The organism is Paenibacillus sp. FSL H7-0716 (assembly GCF_038002705.1).
Lineage (GTDB): Bacteria > Bacillota > Bacilli > Paenibacillales > Paenibacillaceae > Paenibacillus_AQ > Paenibacillus_AQ odorifer.
Genome location: NZ_JBBODA010000002.1, coordinates 1 through 19,772 on the forward strand (window position 1 = coordinate 1; position 19,772 = coordinate 19,772).

General features: G+C 44.9%; 16 protein-coding genes. 4 read left to right on the forward strand and 12 right to left on the reverse strand.

The annotated features are described in order from the left end of the window. The 9 genes from MHH60_RS02835 to leuC all read right to left on the reverse strand — a co-directional run. Positions 1-1,506: dynamin family protein (locus tag MHH60_RS02835; RefSeq protein WP_341161110.1), on the reverse strand; the 1,506-nt coding region annotated here is incomplete at its 3' end. 344 nt (positions 1,507-1,850) lie between these two features. Beyond that, on the reverse strand, positions 1,851-2,117 hold the full coding sequence (locus MHH60_RS02840) for a hypothetical protein (protein WP_036676334.1): 267 nt from the start codon (positions 2,115-2,117) through the stop codon (positions 1,851-1,853). Positions 2,118-2,149: 32 nt separating this feature from the next. Next, entirely contained in the window at positions 2,150-2,830 is a 681-nt protein-coding gene (nth, locus tag MHH60_RS02845; protein ID WP_076134653.1) for an endonuclease III, read from the reverse strand. A gap of 312 nt (positions 2,831-3,142) precedes the next feature. Continuing rightward, entirely contained in the window at positions 3,143-5,875 is a 2,733-nt protein-coding gene (locus tag MHH60_RS02850; RefSeq protein ID WP_081388945.1) for an S-layer homology domain-containing protein, read from the reverse strand. Positions 5,876-5,961: 86 nt separating this feature from the next. After that, positions 5,962-6,621 carry a GerMN domain-containing protein gene (locus MHH60_RS02855; RefSeq protein WP_076134654.1) on the reverse strand — a complete coding sequence of 220 codons (660 nt, stop codon included), beginning with the start codon at positions 6,619-6,621 and terminating at the stop codon, positions 5,962-5,964. 116 nt (positions 6,622-6,737) lie between these two features. Beyond that, the gene (locus tag MHH60_RS02860) at positions 6,738-8,177 is read right to left on the reverse strand and encodes an N-acetylmuramoyl-L-alanine amidase (RefSeq protein WP_076134655.1); all 1,440 of its coding nucleotides are present in this window, start codon (positions 8,175-8,177) and stop codon (positions 6,738-6,740) included. A 149-nt stretch (positions 8,178-8,326) separates the two neighbouring features. Further along, positions 8,327-9,931, reverse strand: a complete 1,605-nt coding sequence (locus MHH60_RS02865; RefSeq protein WP_081388946.1) for an N-acetylmuramoyl-L-alanine amidase family protein — start codon at positions 9,929-9,931, stop codon at positions 8,327-8,329. A gap of 186 nt (positions 9,932-10,117) precedes the next feature. Then, positions 10,118-10,720, reverse strand: coding sequence for a 3-isopropylmalate dehydratase small subunit (gene leuD, locus MHH60_RS02870; protein ID WP_076134657.1), 603 nt, complete (start codon positions 10,718-10,720; stop codon positions 10,118-10,120). A 29-nt stretch (positions 10,721-10,749) separates the two neighbouring features. Continuing rightward, a complete protein-coding gene (gene leuC / locus MHH60_RS02875) occupies positions 10,750-12,174 on the reverse strand; it encodes a 3-isopropylmalate dehydratase large subunit (protein WP_036676324.1) in 1,425 nt (474 codons plus the stop codon). Between the two features lie 774 nt (positions 12,175-12,948). Here leuC and MHH60_RS02880 point away from each other — a divergent pair. Then, a complete protein-coding gene (locus tag MHH60_RS02880) occupies positions 12,949-13,860 on the forward strand; it encodes a LysR family transcriptional regulator (protein ID WP_076101451.1) in 912 nt (303 codons plus the stop codon). Positions 13,861-13,944: 84 nt separating this feature from the next. Here MHH60_RS02880 and MHH60_RS02885 read toward each other — a convergent pair whose 3' ends face one another. Then, positions 13,945-14,142 (reverse strand): hypothetical protein, encoded by a 198-nt coding sequence (locus tag MHH60_RS02885; RefSeq protein ID WP_076134658.1) that lies wholly within the window; start codon positions 14,140-14,142, stop codon positions 13,945-13,947. Between the two features lie 432 nt (positions 14,143-14,574). Between MHH60_RS02885 and proB the strand changes: the two genes are divergently transcribed. The 3 genes from proB to proC are packed head-to-tail and all read left to right on the forward strand — an operon-like array spanning position 14,575 to position 17,881. After that, positions 14,575-15,678 carry a glutamate 5-kinase gene (gene proB / locus MHH60_RS02890; RefSeq protein ID WP_076134659.1) on the forward strand — a complete coding sequence of 368 codons (1,104 nt, stop codon included), beginning with the start codon at positions 14,575-14,577 and terminating at the stop codon, positions 15,676-15,678. Positions 15,679-15,714: 36 nt separating this feature from the next. Further along, on the forward strand, positions 15,715-16,962 hold the full coding sequence (locus MHH60_RS02895) for a glutamate-5-semialdehyde dehydrogenase (RefSeq protein WP_076134660.1): 1,248 nt from the start codon (positions 15,715-15,717) through the stop codon (positions 16,960-16,962). 49 nt (positions 16,963-17,011) lie between these two features. Next, entirely contained in the window at positions 17,012-17,881 is an 870-nt protein-coding gene (gene proC / locus MHH60_RS02900; RefSeq protein WP_076134661.1) for a pyrroline-5-carboxylate reductase, read from the forward strand. Between the two features lie 50 nt (positions 17,882-17,931). On the opposite strand, the gene MHH60_RS02905 is transcribed toward proC, so the two are convergent. Continuing rightward, the gene (locus MHH60_RS02905) at positions 17,932-18,657 is read right to left on the reverse strand and encodes a hypothetical protein (protein WP_081388947.1); all 726 of its coding nucleotides are present in this window, start codon (positions 18,655-18,657) and stop codon (positions 17,932-17,934) included. A 2-nt stretch (positions 18,658-18,659) separates the two neighbouring features. Further along, positions 18,660-19,760, reverse strand: coding sequence for a hypothetical protein (locus MHH60_RS02910; RefSeq protein ID WP_076134662.1), 1,101 nt, complete (start codon positions 19,758-19,760; stop codon positions 18,660-18,662). Between the last annotated feature and the right edge of the window lie 12 nt (positions 19,761-19,772).

Below are 19,772 nucleotides of genomic sequence, written 5' to 3' on the forward strand. Positions count from 1 at the left end.
GAGTTCCGCGCGCTGCTCCTCGATAAGCGATGGCAGCTTCGCCAGCAGCTCATCGCCAACTAACAGCGCAGCGCGGCGGAATTGGCTCTTCAGATCTGCCGCAAGTGTGCGGCAGAAATTGAGCAGCGCCTCGCCGCTATACCCCGTTCCCGGCTTAAGTGCAGCCGCCAGCCATTCCTGGCTCACCGCCGGGAACCCTTGCTTCAGAGTCGTCTCTGCCTCCTCTGCCCACAGTCCGAGATTCTCCGCCCATTGACGTACCAGCTGAATCAGATGCCATTCCAGCTGAGCGGAAACCTCTCGGACCAGTAATCCTTGCCAGGCTTCCAGTCGTTTGCCTTGTTCCTTCTCCCGCCGTCCCGCTGTAGAGAACAAACCTAAGCGGAAGCCTGGGCTGACACTCTCCACATAGCTCCCTGCCGCCTCTCTAACATCCGCAGGCATTAAGTTAGCATTATTGAGTAAGGCATCAAGATCACTTCGCAGGCTAGCTCGTGATTGCTGAGGCAGCTCCTCAAGCAGTGCCTTCTCTTCCTCCAGCGATTTCAGCTCATCCATCACAACTGTAACCTCTGCACCCTCTAGCTCAGCTAAAAGAGTTTCCCGCTCCTCTTGCTGGTCTTCACGGAACGCGGTCAGCGAAGAATCTGCTGTATGATGAATGGAACGTGACAAGCTATATTGAAGCAATTGTTCCCTATGCTCCAACAGCTCTGTTATAAGGTTCAGCAGATTATCCCAATGATTCAATGGGTGCTCTTTCATTTTGAGTGAGGTAAACAGAATCCCCGCACAATGAATTCCCCACTGTTCAAAAGCATTTTCAAGCTGGCGTTTATATTCTTCAATGGAAATTTCTTGTTCTCTGTGCTTGTCTATCTGATTAACAATAAGATAGAGCGGTTTGCCCCAGTCACTAAGATTTTTGGCAAAAGCCAAATTATTCTCTGACTGTACATGGTTATAATCCATAACATAAAAGACGACATCAGCTAAATGCAGCGCGGAACGAGTGGCCGCCTGGTGGCCATCATCCGTCGAATCCACGCCAGGCGTATCCAATAGAACACCATGCTTCCCTAGAAGTGGAATCTCATTCCAGACTTCAATCGCAGAATATTCTCCGCCATTTCGACAATATTCCTGTAATCTTTCTGGTGTTGTCTCTACAGGGGTAGATTCATTTTCACTTCCCTCAACCCTTGGATAGATAAGCACTCGTGGAGCCCCGCTGCGGATAGAAACAATATTGGCACTAGTCGGCACAGGTCCGGAAGGCAACACTGAGCTGCCGCATAAAAGATTAATCATGCTGGATTTCCCTGCCGAAAAATGCCCACAAAAAGCAAGGGTCAGTTCATTCCCACCCTCTTTATTTTGTAAATCTTCATATATTCGTTCAGCACTCTCATCGCCCCAGTGGCGCATTAAATCTTTCAGCCGGGAAAGCTGCGATGCTGTTTCACTTAATGTTTCTCTCTGAATTCTAACCTGTTCCGCTCCCACAGACCTTCCACCTCCACAGATACCTTCTAATCATGCACTGATCTTAATCCATTCATGAATACTGATTTAAGCTCTTTTTTATGCAATACTTATATAGGTGCAATTTCTGAAATTTAGCGCGGAACATTTTTATAAATAATAATTACAGTTTATCACCAGTTTGACACAAATTAAATACACACTACTTACAAAATAACCTATCATCTCCTACGAAATGATACCAAAAAAAGAAGCGACGTTGTCGTCCTGTAAAGCCAACCGTCGTTTCTCGTAGAAATATAAGGATATTAAATAAAAAAAGGAGCCAGCCCCAAGGGCTGACTCCATTTCAGGTCACTTCTCAATTATGCAGTTTCCAAAACAGGCAACAGAATTTCAAATACTTTTCCGTGCTGCAAAATAGTCAATCCACGAGATTTGTCTCTCATTACGACAACCTCTGGTTTTACAGACATACGCTCCAGATAGTGCTCAGGCACATCACCGGAATGACTGATCGTGATGCCCTCTACTTCTTGCTCTTCATTTTCTTCCAGCGGGCTTTCCACTACGCGGTCAAAAATATCCGAGAATACCTCAAAATTATCTGTGTATACAGAAATGCATTTCATCTCTATCCCATCCTCTTCTTCAACTCTAACTTTTAACTTTTTGGCGTATGATCTTTAGCTTTCCTGACGACAGCCGTTTTCATACGTTTTTTGCCCTCTCGACATACATCAAGGAGCGGGCAAACCTGACATTTTGGATTCTGAGCTTTACAGTGATATCGTCCGAAAAAGATTAGCCGGTGATGCGTGAGCGTCCATTCATCACGTGGCACAGCCTTCATCAGCTTTTTCTCCACTTCCAGCACAGAATCTTTCCAGCCTGCCAATGCAAGTCGTTTAGCAACCCGCTCCACATGAGTGTCCACAGCAATGGCAGGAACTCCAAATGCGTTGGATACTACTACGTTAGCGGTTTTACGACCTACTCCTGGCAACGTTACAAGCAAGTCATGTGCCTCAGGCACTTCTCCGCCATACTGTTCTATGAGTATAGAGCACAGGCTTTGGATATGCTTAGCTTTGTTACGATATAAGCCGATGCGCCGGATATCCCCCTCCAATTCCTCCAGCGGCACAGAAATATAATCGATGGGGGCTTTGTACTTTTGGAACAGGTCCTCGGTCACTTTGTTCACCGTTGCATCCGTACATTGGGCTGACAGCAGCACTGCTATGGTTAATTCAAAAGCGTTACTGTGATTCAGCTCGCAATGTGCATCCGGAAACAAATCTCCAATCGTATCCAAAATGTGGCGGACGTCTGCAACTTTCATAGTGTCCCCTCCACGGAGCAAAAACGCTCAGAAAATTCTATCGAGCGTCTCACCTCAAATGTTAGAAATATAAGCAAAGTATGTATTATAACGTATGGATTCATACATTTCAACACATACGATACTGGCATTATATTTCAAGTATTAACGCCTTGAGTGTCCTAATAAGAACAGTAAGCGTTTAAGCGAGAAATATAAGACATACAGTATAGAAGCAATACTTATACTTTCTTATATTTCAAAAAAAACGTCTTGACGCAGGTAAAGCCCCTGTGTCAAGACGGTGATTCACTCAGAAATCCACCATTGCAACTATTGTTTCACAATTTCAACCAAAATATCATTATTGAAATACATTATAATATTATCATTTTCTTTCAAAGATTGCACGGATAAAGTCGAATCTCCCTGATGAATATATACATTAGCAGGAACAAAGAATTGATATTTATCGTTCAAATTAGGTCTCTTCGTCACTAATGAGTTTGTTGCACTCTCATAACGTGAGAATGTTCTACTGAGCTGAGACATAATACGAATCGTTGTGGACCCATCCGGATCCTTGCGAATCTCTACTCTGTCCCCTGCCGTCAAGTTGCTAAGCGCAGTCGTTGTCGAGCCGTCACGAATGATTTTGACTCCTCCACTTACCGCTAAGGTCTGTGCAGCTCCAGCATAATCCTTCACGACTACATTATTCCCAGCGGCATCTACAGAACTTACCTGACCTGTTGTGAGCTTAACTGCTTGAATAGCCAGCGGTGTGCTACCATCAAAGGTCACATTAAGATAATCTCCCGCTTTTAAATCCGTTAGCTTAATGCTCTCACCAGCTTCATTGGTCAAAGGGATTGCCAAAGTATTAATATCACTGGTTCCCCCATTCCATTTGATGCCCAAACGGTTGGTTCCAGAATTCACGGTTGCCGCTTCAACTTGCAGCACAGTCTTCACTTTCAATACCGCTATCAGATCCTGACCTGTAGTCAGTGAAGCCGTTACATTGCTTCCAATAGGAATATCACTTAGGGAAGGACTAGTCTTACCAAAGAGATCAACAAGTTGCGGATAAGGCATCGTTAAACTTTGTCCATCATTAAGCTTCAAAACAAGAGTTTTCGACGTAGAATTAACAGCCGTTAAAGTTCCTTCGTACTTTGTGACAATTTCCAAAGACAAAGCCCGCTGTCCTATTGCCTTCAGATTAACTTTGCGGTTCTCGATAAGTTTCGCACCCATATTAGTTAAGTTAGGCAGTGCACCTTCATAAATCAGCTTTGTTTTCTCATCCAACTGAACCACATGGGCTTTTTTGCTGCTGTCCATAACTGTAAGGAGCTGTGTTTTGCTATTATAATCCACAATTGTTGCTCCACTATACTGCTCAATTTGGCGGCTTAACACTTCAATTTTGGTGACTTGATCGCTGCTGTTTAGGGTAACCTGAATCTTGTCCCCACCTACTGCATCAGCAATAAGATCATCAGCTACTGCTCCACTCATGTTCGGAATAACAATCGTCGGTTTAGTGCCAAGCAGTTTAACCTCACGATTTCCGTCCGCTTTTTTGTAAACAACTGTGGAACTAGTCAGCTCGGTAAGTACCCCATCAACTGTCCGTTCAACACCTTCTGTCACTTCTACAGTGCGGATCACATTATCTTGAATCGTATATTTGACAGCATTACCTGTCTTCAAATCTGCAGGTTTCAGCACTGATGCTTGGGAGCTGAATAATGAAGTCCCCTCTTCCCATTTAAAAGTTTCTACTGTACCCGCGGTATTTTTGAAAGTAATGCTTTTACCAGTAAGATCTACACTTTGAATAGTGCCTGTTGTTGTTTTGTTAACAACCCCTGAAGTCACTTGAACCATTACTACTTTATGCGAACCACTGTACGTTTCACGTTGCAGTGAAACTACACTGTCTGTTACCAGCGAAGCAGGTTCAATTCCAGCTCCATTTGCATCCACAAAGGAAGTAGTCTCATCGTAGTAGTATTCAGTGAACCCTGTTGGTGACTTTAACCAAAGCTTATTACCTGGAGCTACCATGGCGAAGTTTCCTGACAGAGTCTCTACTTGTTGTGTAGGGTCAGTCACTTCAACATAAGCCGCGTTATATGTCGCACCAATTACAGTAACCTTAGTGTAGGGTTGAACATCACTTAGATTGATTCTGCTTTCAGAAGCACTTGTGTAATAAGCAGTGCTTACTCCCAGGGTATATGTAGAAGTCTTTCCGTTGTTATAAACGGATAGTTTCCCATCTGCTAATTGACTGATCGTTCCTGATACCGTGTTGTCGTATTCAACCGTATTGTGAGCTTCAGCGCGACTGAAAAAAGTCGCCAATTGCGCACGTGTTACAGCGCCTTGCGGATCAAAACGATTGCCGTCAAGTCCATTCGCTAGGCCTAAATTAACAGCAACGTTGATGTAACCACGTTTGTTGGCAGACACTTTGGTATCATCCGCAAAGCCAGTTGGCTCACTAGCGGCCCCTGCTGCATCTGCGCTTTTTCCAAGGGAGCGGATTAACAGCTCCGCAATCCATTCCCGGGATGCTTTACGCTCTCCCCAAGAAGTCTTCAGATTATCTGGAGCCATTTCGGTTGCCTTATCGAGTAATCCTTGTTGAAAAGCCAACACAACATAATCCTTGTAATAATTCGTAACTTTAAAATCGGTAGGCAAGGCTACCGCAGAAGAAGCATCCACTTTATCCTGCAACTTCATAAACCGCAGGGCCATAAGCACTGCTTCCTGCTGAGTTACAGAATCTCCAGGACGGAACAATCCATTATTCCCAACCACAATTCCTTGTGAAGCGAGTTTGTAAATATGTTTTTCAGCCCAGAAGCCTGTCTTCACATCGCTAAAAATCCCTACAGATTGAGTAGTGGTTGATGTCGGTGTAGTGGCAGCTGTGTCTGCAAACACTGCACTTGCACCACCAAAAACCATAACGCCAGCCATAACAGCCGACACCGCTTTATTAGAATAAGCCTTCAATGGACGTTTTGACCTTTTTTGCGCGGACAATAGATATTCCCCTCTCTATGACTCAAATAAATAGTATGTTTAAAAATTCGTCAGCTAGATGCCTAATTCCTTTGTTGCATAACCAATTAAGAATTATCTCTAGTCATAGGATGCAATAGATCCACATGGCCCATTAGACTTTCTACCTTTTCACCATCAACTAAAACTTCGATACTCTTTACTTCCGCAAATTGAAAATAAGTTTTGGCAAGTGAAGTAATGGCAAAGGATTCTCCACCCGCACCAAGCTGAGCTTCATCTGGTTTGTGAATATCCATTACGATTTGACCCTCTACGAATTTTAATGATTTCAGCTCAATTTTCCCCCACAAAGGTACAAGATCTGCATTCTCACTACTTTGCAGTGCTTTGAACGTCTCTGTATATTTCTCAACATCGTCAGAGTAGTTAATCGTAGTCTTAGCAGGCACTAAATCCATAATTTGCGAATCAGTGTAATAAACTTCAATACTCTGGCTTTGCTTTTGTGTCTCATTTTCTACCGGCTTCGAAGACGGCTGAGAATCTGCATTAGTATTATCTGCTGTCGGTTGCGGAGTGCTAGCCACTTCGGTTTCCTGATCATCAGACGGAGCTGGGGTACTTTCTCCCGCACCACTTACAACGTTTGTAGTCTCTTGCTCCACTCCATTAGCAGGAGCTGCAGTAGGCTTATCTCCACAGCCAGCAATCACTAGTAGAAGCAGCGCAGCAACCCCAACCATAGTCCATTTTTGTTTAAACATTAATAAACGCCTCCTCTAGATGAATACGGGCAGACAGGTACCGCAAAACCACTTCTTGCCTTTTTATAGATAAAAGCAGAAAGCTGACTTTGCGGCGCTCGTCTGCCACTGGTCTGTTATTTTATACCCAAATATTCCTTGATTCCACTCACTATTGAAGCAGCAACTTTGTTTTGTAATGCTTCCGTAAAGAGCAATGTCTCATCCTTCTTATTGCTAAGGTATCCTACTTCAAGTAGAACGGCAGGCATTTTCGTTTCACGAATGACATGAAAATTCCCGTATCGTACACCGCGATCACTAAGCCCAGTAGCCTCAACAAGATACTTATGCATTACTTTCGCTAAGGCCTTACTGGCTTCCCGCTGATAATACGTTTCTGTACCGCTTGCCGCAGAAGATGCGGAACTGTTGGCATGTACAGAAATAAATAGATCTGCTTTTAAATTATTAGCCATTGCCGCTCTATCTTTGAGCTCCAAGAATGTATCGTCACTGCGTGTCAGTACGACATCGATATTACTTTCTTTTTTCAGCAATGCTGCTGTCTTAAGTACTATAGCTAAATTAAAATTCTTTTCGTATTTTCCTGTTACTCCTACTGCACCAGAATCTTTAGCTCCGTGTCCTGCATCCAGTACTACGAGCTTCTTGCCATCATTACCTGGCTGTGTTGAAGTATCATCCGTACTTTCTGCATTCAGGTCAATGATGACCAACTTAGAATCCGTGCCAGATACGCTGATGTTATAATTCTTAGGATAATTCAAATCAATTACAAAACGTACAGTGTAAGGATTCGAGCTATAAAGCGAATACCGGACACCTGATACATCAGGATAATCCTTCACTTCCAGTTTACCATTCAGATCAGGATCAAGAACTTGTCCCGTACCAAACAGATCTGAAAAAGTGGCATTTGGAAAATCAATAACTAACCGATCCGGCCCTGTCATTACACTTACTTTTGGCGTGGAATTACCTTCCATCGCAATGCTCAAACGATTCTCACTAAAGCTCAAACCATTTATCATGGTTAAATTCTTAGTAGGATCTACCGGCGGAACAACCTCAGATCCACCATTTCCAGAGTTTCCATCTGAACTTCCGTTTTCATTTGAGGATCCTGGGGTAATAAGGTACACGATCTTCTTTGCATTATCCCAAGTGACGGTGAGACCAAACTGCTCACTAATGAACCGTATAGGTACAAGTGTCGTATCACTCCGCAGGACAGGCGCAGTGGTAAGCTGTACTGTTTTGTCATCAACCGATGCTGTCTTTTGATTAACAATAAGTTTGATGACCTTCCCTTGCTGTTCAATCGTCACCGTTTTGCTTTTTTGATCCCAGCCCACGGTATAACCAAGACTCTCGGAGATCAATCTCAACGGTACCATGATAGTATCATTCACATTTTCAACCGGTACTTTTTGCCCTGCAGTAATCTCTTTGCCGTCCAGATAAATCTTGCTATTCGCGGCAGCAGCATGTCCATGCTCAGGCAAAACCAACACAAAGAGCAACAAAAACAACATCAAACTGAATTTCTTCATTCTTCACCTCTAAGAATCTAGTATTCGCCTGTGAATGGCGATCGTGGTGCCCTGTCTCCGTCAACCTCAGACCTCTATTAGACGCTGGTAATCTATAAAGGTTGCGAATATATTCCATAAAAATTGAGAAATCTCACCAACCTCAAGTCTTAAAGCCCCAGATATTCCTTAATTCCGGCAACAATTTCTCTCGCTAATTTCTCTTGAAGCTGCTCACTATACATCGCCGATTCATTGCCTGAATTTGTAAGATATCCCACTTCTAGCAAGACTGCTGGCATTGTGGTTTCCCGTGTAACATGAAGGCTTTTCGTACGAATCCCGTTGTCTTTAAAACCAGTAGCGGCTAATAAATGCTTATGCATAATCTGAGCAAGCGGCAGACTATCACTGCGAGAATAATAGGTTTCACTGCCATTTATTTTATCTCTATTCGGATAGCCGACATCTAGCGAATTCGCGTGCACTGAAATAAAGAGATTCGCTTTAGCAGCCTCCGCAATTTTCACACGATCCTGAAGCCCCAATGTAGCATCGTCAGTTCGAGTAAACACCACGTCAACTAATGCTTCCTGCGTTAACAGCGCTTGTACTTTGCGGATGACGGCCAGATTGAAGTCTTTTTCCAGCTTACCTGTGAGACTGACAGCTCCGGATTGAGTTCCGCCATGACCCGCATCTAGAACTACAATTGGCTTACCTAACGTTCCATTAGCCCCTGTGGTGTTGCCTCCGCTGTTAGTTACATTCAAATCAATCGTAACCAACCCGGTGCTTTCATCCGTACTAAGCTGGTACGGTTGATTTCCAACCGTTTGAATTACGAATCTGACAGTGGACGGACTCACACTGAACAGTGCATACCGGATCTCAGAAACAAGCGGATAGCCGGCAACGTCCAGCTTACCTTGTGGACCGCCAGCGGTGGTAACACCCGTAAGACTTCCAATGAAATTCGGATCGAACGCAGCACCCGGAAAATCTACGACGATTCGATCAGGGTTGCTCATTTTAGTAACATTTGGCTTAGTAGCCCCCGACACAGCGATAATAAGTCGGTTCTCAGTAAATACTGCCCCGTTTACTAGAGGGCCTGTTGGGATTCCTGTTGGGATTCCTGCTGTGCTTCCCGGTGCCGTAGTTGTTTGTGGAACTGGTGTCGGGCTTGGTGAAGTTACTACACTGCCAGCAGTTGTCCCGTTGTCACTTCCCGGCGTAGCACTTGGAGTTGGAGCAGGTGTAATAGTTGCTGTTGGATTGGTAGTATTCCCCTCAGGTGTCATTGGAGGATTGCTAACTTGTCCACCTGTCAAATAGACGGTTTTATCAACATTATCCCAGCCCACCTTTAAACCGAACTGCTCGCTTACGAAACGAATGGGAACAAGTACTGTGCCGCCACTCTGCTTAGGAGCTGCATTTAAATCAAATGTCACCCCATCTGCATCAGCTGTTTTCCGTCCTACCGCCAGCTCAATGCTTTTACCATCCTGGAGAACGGTTACTTTCCGGGTCTGCTGCTCCCATAACACCTCGAATCCAAGATTCTCTACTACCACTCTGACCGGAATCATAACGCTTCCATTTACATTTTCGAGTTTAATTCCTTTTGGCAAAGCAAGTTCCTGATTGTCCATAATAATTCTGCCTGTGCTGCTAGCAGCTGCGGCAGCTTCTTGTCCGGTGGATGTTAAAAATAATAATGGCAGTAACAAAAGCAGCAATACACGAAGCCCAGCTCTTCTCATTCTCATTTTCCGCTCCTTCTGCAAGTAATAGATCCTAGATAAGTATTTAGACGACAGAAATCACCAAATGTTTCCTTAATGACCAATGAATATATCGATTATAGCAAAAAAACTTCTATTTCCGACACCCGGAAATAGAAGTTTTGCGTATTTTTTATAAAGTTTAAGAGTCAGACCAGTTATATCCTCTTTTTAAGAGAATAGCTTTGCAGCATGAAGCTCTTCATAAGCAGCAATTTCATCCGCATGTTGAAGAGTCAAACCGATATCATCCAAGCCTTGCAGCAGGAATTGACGACGGTGCTCATCCAGATCAAAGCTGATGCTCAGTCCGAATTCATCTTGTAAAGCGTTGTTCTCAAGATCAACTGTCAGCTTGTAGTCCTCATGCTCAGCTGTCCGTTTGAACAATTCATCCACTTGCTCTTCCGAAAGCTTGATCGGCAAAATGCCGTTCTTAAAGCAGTTATTGTAGAAGATATCCGCATAAGAAGGTGCAATTACAACTCTGAACCCGTAATCCATAATCGCCCATGGTGCATGCTCCCGAGAGGATCCGCAGCCAAAGTTAGCGCGTGAGATCAGGACAGAAGCCCCTTGATAACGTGGTTTATTCATTTCGAAGGCTGGATTATCGTTACCTTCTTCATCAAAACGCCACTCATAGAACAAAAACTGTCCAAATCCCGTCCGTTCAATCCGTTTCAAAAACTGCTTTGGAATAATCGCATCCGTATCTACATTTACCCGGTCAACTGGTGCAACAATTCCTGTTAATTTTTTAAAAGCATCCATAGTTTTATCCTCCCGTGTTCTCTCTAGTTCTATGAGCTGACGGCTTCCGTCTTATAATTCCAATCACGTACATCAGTGAAACGACCTTTGATCGCAGCTGCGGCTGCCATAGCTGGAGATACCAGATGTGTACGTCCTCCGCGTCCTTGGCGTCCTTCAAAGTTACGGTTCGAGGTAGATGCACAGCGTTGTCCAGGCTGCAGAACATCCGGGTTCATGGCCAAGCACATGCTGCATCCCGCTTCACGCCATTCAAAGCCAGCTTCAGTAAAGACTTTATCAAGTCCTTCTTTCTCAGCCTGCATCTTAACACGGCCCGAGCCTGGAACAACAATGGCAGTAACCTTTTCAGACACCTTATGGCCTTTAGCTACCACTGCTGCAGCTCTCAAATCTTCGATCCGTCCGTTAGTGCAGGAACCGATAAATACATAATCAATCGGAATTTCAGAAATAGGTGTTCCAGGAGTCAAATCCATATATTCAAGCGCTTTTTCAGCAGCTTTACGTTCATTTTCAGTGGTGAAGTCCGCCGGATTCGGAACGCTGGAGTTGATGTCAGTTCCCATGCCCGGGCTAGTACCCCAGGTCACTTGTGGAATCAATGTTTCCACATCAAATTCAACAACCGTATCGTACTGTGCGCCCTCGTCGCTTACAAGACTCTTCCATGCTTCTACAGCAGCATCATAAGCTTCGCCTTGCGGTACGTATTGACGTCCACGCAGATAATTAAAAGTAGTTTCATCAGGGGCAATCAAGCCAGCTCTTGCTCCACCTTCGATCGACATATTGCAAACAGTCATACGTTCTTCCATCGACAATTCACGAATAGCTTCGCCTGTGTACTCAATTACATAACCTGTGGCAAAATCAGTACCATACTTAGCAATAACACCAAGGATCATATCCTTTGCTGTTACGCCAGGGTTACGTTTGCCTGTAAAGCGTACTTCCATAGTCTTAGCTTTGGATTGCTGCAAACATTGGGTGGCCATTACATGTTCAACTTCACTAGTTCCGATACCGAATGCCAGCGCGCCGAATGCACCATGCGTGGAGGTATGGCTGTCGCCGCAAACGATAGTTTTGCCAGGATGTGTCAAGCCGATTTCAGGACCCATTACGTGTACAACGCCTTGATCAATATCATTCAGATCGAACAGTCTTACACCAAAATCAGCACAGTTCTTAGAAAGGGTATCAATTTGCTGCTTGGAGATTGGATCTTTAATGTTAAAACGATCTTTAGTTGGTACGTTATGATCCATCGTTGCGAAGGTCAGCTCAGGACGGCGAACCTTCCGGTTGCTGAGGCGAAGCCCTTCAAAAGCCTGTGGAGAAGTAACTTCATGAACTAAATGCAGATCAATATAAATAATGCTAGGTTTGCCTTCCTCTTGATGAATAACGTGATTCTCCCAAATCTTCTCAAACATTGTCTTGTTGCTCATAATTTCACCTCATTAATAGAATCGTTCATTGGAAGAGAGCGTGGAGTCTCTCTTGAATGATCTAAATATAACACCCCTGTCTTTATAATTCCAAGATATGATATCTATAAAAGTGATAGTCTGAACCTATAAGCTGAGTTAGGGTGTGTTGAGGCGCAATATGTAGGAGCGTTGCGCAAGCCTGAGGTGTAAGAGCGATACGCGAGCTTGAGGTGTAGGAGCGAAGCGCAAGCCTGATGTGTAAGAGCGATACGCGAGCTTGGAGTGTAAGAGCGATACGCTAGCTTGAGGTGTAGGAGCGAAGCGCAAGCCTGAGGTGTAAGAGCGATACGCTAGCTTGGAGTGTAGGAGCGATACGCTAGCTTGAGGTGTAAGAGCGTTTAGTTGTATTTTGTACAGCTATATTCCTGTGAATCTTTCGTTAATGAATATAACTGTATTTTGTGCAGCTATTTTCTTGAATTATCGCCCTATACCTGGGAACTCTCGTTTTTAGTTGTATAGAATACACTTAAAACCAAAATGATCCCTTTTGCATACGAAATAGCTGCACAGAATGCAGTTATCTCATAAAAACCCTCAAGATTCGGCGTAAAAAATATACTGTGAGAGGATTTCGGATACTTCGGTCAGTGTACAAGGGTTACTCTCTTAAAATCAGGCCCAGCAAATTCTGGGGAGTGATGAAGTGAATGCTCCTTCGGTTTGCCTATACAAAACTATAATCCAATAGGATATACTTATAAGTAAATCATTTCTCTAAGGAGTCCATATATGGAACTGAGACAACTGCAGTATGTGCTGCAAATCGCAGCCGAAAAAAACTTCTCACGTGCAGCGGACAAGCTGCATATTGCCCAGCCCTCGCTCAGCCAGCAGCTTTCCAAACTGGAAAAAGAGCTCGGCGTAATGCTTTTTCAGCGTAATACCAGCTCAGTTGAGCTGACCTACGCAGGTTCTAAATTCGTTGAACAAGCCCAGATTATCATTGACGCAGTGGAGCTGCTGCGGCAAGAGATGTCCGACATTTCAGAACTGCGTACTGGACGTGTAGTTGTGGGCAGTATGCCGATTACAGGTGCACATCTTCTGCCGCATGTACTTCCAGTTTTTAAACAAAATTATCCTGAGGTAGAAATAACGCTGCTCGAAGACTCGTCAATGAACCTAGAGAAGCTCACGGCAAGTGGCCAAACCGATTTAAGCCTGCTCTCCTTACCCCTCGAAATTCCTGCACTAGCTTATGAAGAGCTTGGAGAGGAAAGAATCGATCTCGCTGTTCCTCCTGAACACCCACTCGCTAAACGAATCCTAGATGGAACACGGACCTCACTTGAAGAGCTTAAGGACGAACCTTTTATCGTACTTAAGGAAGGTCAGGGCTTCCGCAAAATGACTGTGGAACTATGCCGGAAAGCCGGATTCGAGCCACGAATCGTTTTCGAGAGCAATAATATGGAAACCGTTCAATCTCTAGTGGCAACAGGTATGGGCGTGACTCTTGTTCCTCGTTTTATCGCTCGTGCACCGCGGAGTGAATTTGTTCCAGTCTACTTACCGCTTGCTGATCCAGTGCCTAGTCGTACGCTAGTTGTAGCATATCGACGCGGACGATATTTGTCCAAAGCCGCAAAGGCTTTTGTAGAAACATTCAAATCAACCGTGTCTGAATTAACGGAAGAATAGAATATATACAAATAAAGTGCCCCAGTAACCATTCGTGTGGTTGTCGGAGCACTTTTCAGGTGAACCTCTTGTAACAGTACTAGATTATTTACGCAAATTACGCTGTGTAATCAGGCGGTTCTGATCATCCGACACACGTGCTTTACTTGAATCAGCCAATCCCTTATCAACTGGAGCCCCGGTGTGCTCTTCCACAAATTCACGAGTCACACTATTCTGAAGCTCTGCAACTTCGTTTGAACCTTGATTCTGTCCCTGCTCGGCTTTATTGTCTTTAGTCAATTTAATCCACCTCCTGGTAACAGATTATAAGTTCTTTACCCCTTCTCTTTGAGGTTAAACATAATATATAGAGCTTTCTGCATGAAGAAATATATCCTACGTTTTCCCTTTGCAATGCAACCAGCTCCATGGTATTCTATTGAAAATAAGTGAAACGTGCAGACGGGACCAGTAAGAATGAGTCTAACCGCGCCTAGAGAGTAGATTCCGACAGGCTGAAAGAATTTACCGCGGTTTTCGTTCTGAATCCTACCCCCGAGCGGCCTGTATCTAACAGGACGGATCCTCCCGTTATGAGAATGAAGTCGGATGATCCCTCATCAATGAAGGTGGTACCGCGGAAGTTTATAAGCTTTCGTCCTTTGCTAAGTCTAAGGATGGGGGCTTTTTGTTGTTTTCAGGACTTAATAAACGAAGAGGATGTGGATAGAAATGACGACGCGAATCGTGGTCAAAATAGGCAGCAGCTCGCTGACCGGACCCGAGGGCGGTTTGAATCGTGAAGCAGTCTCCTTTTTCGCCTCAGAGATTGCTGAGTTGAAGAAAAACGGCTGTGAGGTGTTGTTAGTAACCTCTGGTGCGGTAGCCGCAGGCTTCCGCAGTATCGGTTATCCAGCACGTCCGAAGCTGCTGCATGAGAAGCAGGCCGCTGCGGCTGTGGGTCAGGTACTGCTGATGCAGGCTTATCAGGAAGCTTTTGCCCAGCATGGAATTACTACCGCGCAAATATTGCTGACTCGCACCGATTTCTGCAGCCGCAGAGCCATGAATAACGCTATGATGACTGTAGAAGAGCTACTTCGCCAAGGAGCAGTACCCGTATTTAACGAGAATGACACTGTCTCCGTAGATGAACTGAAATTTGGCGATAATGATACCCTCTCCGCGCTCGTAGCCAACCTGTTAAAAGCCTCTAGACTGCTTGTCTTAACCGACATGGATGGTTTATACAGTGGAGATCCTCGCAAGCATCCGGATGCTGTCCGCTATCAGTTCGTAGATGACATTACACCGGAGATATATGCTATTGCTGGTGGAGCTGGCTCTAGTGTTGGAACGGGCGGTATGCGATCCAAAATCGATGCGGCCAAAATTGCTACTCGGGGTGGTGTTCCTGTCTTTGTCGGAAGAGCCACCGAACCTGGTGATTTACAGCTTGCTGCAACGGGAGACGGCAGGGGCACTTATTTTGCAACGAAGCTATCCTCTCTTCCCGTCAAAAAACAATGGCTAGGCTTTATGTCTACCCCTCTCGGCTCCCTATACGTGGACGAAGGGGCTGTAGAAGCTTTGCTACATGGCGGACACAGCCTGTTGCCTGTAGGCGTCAAACAGACAGAAGGTAGTTTTCACGCAGGAGATGTTGTAGAAGTTCTTGGACCCGACTCCAAATTGCTTGGACGTGGGATTGTAAATTACGATGATGCTCAGCTGCGCAGCATTCAAGGTCTGCCAAGCCGTGAAATTGTACCGAAGCTGGGAGAAGTACACCGGCTTGAGGTCATTCACCGTGACGAATGGATTACACTGAGATAAACATTTTTTTCAATTCAAATATAGGGAGGAAACGTCATGAGTGAAGTTATTAATAAGAGTAAATTAGCCAAGGAGACAACAGGAGTTCTAGCAAGCTTAACAACTGGCCAGAAGAATGAAGCACTGCTGGTCATGGCCGATGCACTTCGCCGCGAAGCTCCCGCCATTATCACCGCCAACGCGGAGGATTTGGAACGAGGAAGACTTAATGGGACTCCGGAATCCATGCTCGACCGGCTGGCTTTAGATGTGGGCCGGATTAACAGCATTGCCGAAGGCTTGCAACAAATCGCTGTATTACCGGACCCTATCGGTGACACGCTAGAAAGCATTGAACGTCCTAACGGCCTCAGCATCCAGAAGCTGCGTGTTCCGCTTGGTGTGATCGGCATCATCTACGAAGCACGTCCCAATGTTACTGTTGATGCTGCAGGTCTATGTCTCAAAACCGGCAATGCTGTTGTGCTGCGAGGTGGCTCCTCTGCCCTGTCCTCCAACCGTAAAATTGTCGAGGTTCTGCACAATGCTCTTGCTGAAACCTCAATGCCGCCTAACGCGCTTCAGCTGATTGAAGACCCAAATCGTTCTTCAGTAGATGAAATGCTAAAACTGAACGGACTTTTAGATGTGATCATCCCGCGCGGAGGCAGTTCTCTTATTCAAAATGTAGTCCTTAACGCAACCGTTCCCGTAATTGAAACTGGAGCAGGCATCTGCCATACTTATCTCGACGCAGCTGCCTTGCCAGAAATGGCACAGGACATTAGTTTAAATGCCAAAGCTCAGCGCCCTTCGGTATGTAACTCTATGGAAACACTACTCGTTCATCAGGATTACGCGAGCAAATATCTGTTATCCTTAGCCGAAGCCTTCCGTGAGGTTCATGTAGAACTTCGTGGCTGTCAACAAACCATCTCTCTTGTTCCATGGGTATTACCTGCAACTGTAGAAGACTATGCTACAGAATACAATGATTATATCCTTAATATTAGAATCGTCAGTGATTTGGAAGAAGCTATGCAGCATATCGCACAGTATGGCACGAAACATTCGGAATGTATCGTAACGGAAGATCAGGAGAACGCCACACGCTTTTTACAAGAAGTGGATGCTGCCGCTGTTTATCACAATGCCTCAACCCGCTTCACGGATGGCTTTGAATTTGGATTCGGTGCAGAGATTGGTATTAGTACCCAGAAACTCCACGCTCGTGGCCCGATGGGTCTGCCTGCACTAACTTCAACCAAATATAAGATCTACGGAACGGGACAAATTCGGGGTTAGTATACACGTTTAAGTATTCTATCACACAACTTTTAGGAGGATTTTAGCCATGTGTCAGCAACCTTCAGTTCCACTCATGAATCATAATATTGTTTTTTATGGCGCAGGCTCCATGGCAGAAGCCATCGTTCGCGGGATGATTAGCCGCAATATCGTGAAGTCCGATAATGTCATCATGCTCAATCGCAGCAGCAGTGAACGTCTGGCAGAACTAAAAAGCCGTTATGGTGTAATAGGCACAAATGATCCCGAACAAAAAATAGAATACTTACGGAACGCACCAGTAATAGTACTGGCAATGAAACCTAAAGATGCTGCAGAATCCTTACGCGGACTAGGTCCACTTCTTTCTCCGGATCAGATCGTAGTTTCTGTCATTGCAGGTCTATCTATTCGCACCATGCAAGGTCTACTTGGCAAAGCACAGCCTATTGTTCGCACAATGCCTAACACCTCCAGTTCCATCGGTCTGGGTGCCACGGGTCTAGCCTTCTCCAAAGAAGTAGACGAAAGAGGCCGTCGCCTTGCTCTTAATATCTTTGAGGCTGTCGGGCTTACAACAGTCATTGATGAGGAACGTATGGAAACCTTGACCGGAATTTCAGGCAGCGGGCCTGCGTATATCTATTACATGATGGAAGCCATGATCGCCGCTGGTATCCGTGGTGGGCTGCCACTTGACCAAAGCACCGAGTTAACTGTTCAAACTGTGCTGGGAGCTGCCCGAATGGTACAACAGACAGGAGAAGAACCCGCAGCACTTCGTAAGAAGGTTACTTCCCCTAACGGTTCAACACAAGCAGCTATAGAAGTGCTTGAACGAGGGGAATTCTTTGAAACTGTGATTGCAGCCGTTAACCGATGTGCCGAGCGCTCACGTGAAATGGGTGCTGCCCTAGAGAAAGAGCTTCGTTCTTAACCAAAAAAGATCGCAGCCCATCCCCTCATCGGGTGGGAAGCGATCTTTTTTTATCTTGTTACAACATTTCCATAATTATCTCTTACGATTACCTTTAGATTTACAGGAGCCGCAACGGTCACGTTCAACGCATTCCTGGAGTTATCAAATACTAGATGTCTAGGTATGTCTCCTAAAATGACGTAAAATGTGTCTCCAACTTGTTTAGTTTGCAACAGCCGCTTCTCTTGCTCTTGCTTGAGTTGCCCTTCTGCCGTGGAATAACTCCCAAATACATTCAACTCATTCCCAGCCGTTCGATCAACCATAACTCCATAAGGTTCGGCAGCCTGGATTATAAGTGTGCCTACACCCTGTGGAACATTCCCCTTCCATTCCGGCAAGGAATAATTCTCCTCCGTAGATGAGATCACATGTCTAAGTTCTTGTGTTAATCCTAAAGAGCTGACTCCTGCGAATACTAAACAGCACACTGCCAGAAATCCGACGAACAGAACACTTAGCACATCATAGTACATTTTCCCTTTACCACGGAACCATAAGGTGTAAATTACAATTTCTAAACCAAGTAAGATAAAAATGAGCGGCCACCAAGCAAGCGTTGTCTCGAACACATCCGCTCCTTTCCACTGCGACACCATTATTAATGCCCCGAGAAATAAAAGGCTCAGCCCCATCGACAGCGTACCTACACGCCAACTTCTAGATTTCCTTTCGTTCACTGGAAACTCGCTAGTTACCATGACACCCGGCTCTACTTCTATTGGATTATTCAAGATTAACCCCCCGCCCCTTTTCTACCCTTATTATTCTTACTTCCAGTCATCAGCTTCACCCCGCCACCAATCAATAACACGGAGACGACAATGGTCTTAAAATATTCATTTACGCGATATTCCAGCCGCCATTCTGGAAATCTGATATCGATGGCAGGAACTGCGACATTCACAACAATAAAGTATAATCCGAGACACATCAGGACTGCTCCGAGCCAGCCTTGATGATTTAAGAAACCTTCGATAACCGGCTTATCCTGCAAAGGTTCACGTCCATATCGGCTAACTAACTGTAAGCCATCAAATAAGCTATAGAACCAAATGACCGGGATGAGGAAAAAGAGCAATGTTAACCGCAATAGATCCATAACATAAATACTTCCTAAGAAAAGAAGCATGAGCTGGAGTCCTCTTTTTTGCAGTCCCAGATACATCTGTCCAGCACCAGGAAATGCGGAGAGTAATGTCGCTAATACTTTGCTGCGTCGACCTTCCTCACGTCCAGCCTCCATCTCTTCGAATAATGTGCGGTCAACAAGCATTTCTCCTGCTTGTTTACGATGGATCAGCTGAACTGCATCAAACATGCAATACAGCCAAATTACTGGCAATACTCCAAACAGCAGCAAAAATGCATCACTCGAAGTAATTCCGGCCAAGAACAACATAACGGTCATGAATCCGAAAAAAGAAATCAGAAAGGATAGTCCACGCTGCATCAGCCCCATATGAAAATGACCCAATCCAGGAATGAAAGACAATAAAATGACATGTACACGTTCATTATCCTCCGTCTTTACGGGCATAGTAGAACTAAAATCCGGCATTGATCCATCAGGCGCTACAATTGGAGTGGGCATTTGCAGTAATTTAATCACCAGATGAATCATCGAAAGAATCCATAGAAGTAAGAATCCGATCACTCCCAATGCCAGAATTCCCTCATCCCCTTCAGCCATAGCGATTAAGAATGACATAAATAACACACCCAAGCTTAGCAAAAAATAAACAATCCCTTGTGGGCGTCTTCCCATATAATAATGACCTGCTCCAGGAATCATATTAAGAAAAAGACCCTTAATTTTATTACGCTGCTGTTGCATTGTTCATTTCTC

What these genes read in the sequence shown, in the direction of transcription:
- leuD (WP_076134657.1), bottom strand. Translation starts at nt 10,720, where the DNA reads ATGGATGCTTTTAAAAAATTAACAGGAATTGTTGCACCAGTTGACCGG.
- proB (WP_076134659.1), top strand. Translation starts at nt 14,575, where the DNA reads ATGACGACGCGAATCGTGGTCAAAATAGGCAGCAGCTCGCTGACCGGA.
- MHH60_RS02910 (WP_076134662.1), bottom strand. Translation starts at nt 19,760, where the DNA reads ATGCAACAGCAGCGTAATAAAATTAAGGGTCTTTTTCTTAATATGATT.
- MHH60_RS02860 (WP_076134655.1), bottom strand. Translation starts at nt 8,177, where the DNA reads ATGAAGAAATTCAGTTTGATGTTGTTTTTGTTGCTCTTTGTGTTGGTT.
- MHH60_RS02840 (WP_036676334.1), bottom strand. Translation starts at nt 2,117, where the DNA reads ATGAAATGCATTTCTGTATACACAGATAATTTTGAGGTATTCTCGGAT.
- MHH60_RS02865 (WP_081388946.1), bottom strand. Translation starts at nt 9,931, where the DNA reads ATGAGAATGAGAAGAGCTGGGCTTCGTGTATTGCTGCTTTTGTTACTG.
- nth (WP_076134653.1), bottom strand. Translation starts at nt 2,830, where the DNA reads ATGAAAGTTGCAGACGTCCGCCACATTTTGGATACGATTGGAGATTTG.
- MHH60_RS02855 (WP_076134654.1), bottom strand. Translation starts at nt 6,621, where the DNA reads ATGTTTAAACAAAAATGGACTATGGTTGGGGTTGCTGCGCTGCTTCTA.
- MHH60_RS02895 (WP_076134660.1), top strand. Translation starts at nt 15,715, where the DNA reads ATGAGTGAAGTTATTAATAAGAGTAAATTAGCCAAGGAGACAACAGGA.
- MHH60_RS02880 (WP_076101451.1), top strand. Translation starts at nt 12,949, where the DNA reads ATGGAACTGAGACAACTGCAGTATGTGCTGCAAATCGCAGCCGAAAAA.
- leuC (WP_036676324.1), bottom strand. Translation starts at nt 12,174, where the DNA reads ATGAGCAACAAGACAATGTTTGAGAAGATTTGGGAGAATCACGTTATT.
- proC (WP_076134661.1), top strand. Translation starts at nt 17,012, where the DNA reads ATGTGTCAGCAACCTTCAGTTCCACTCATGAATCATAATATTGTTTTT.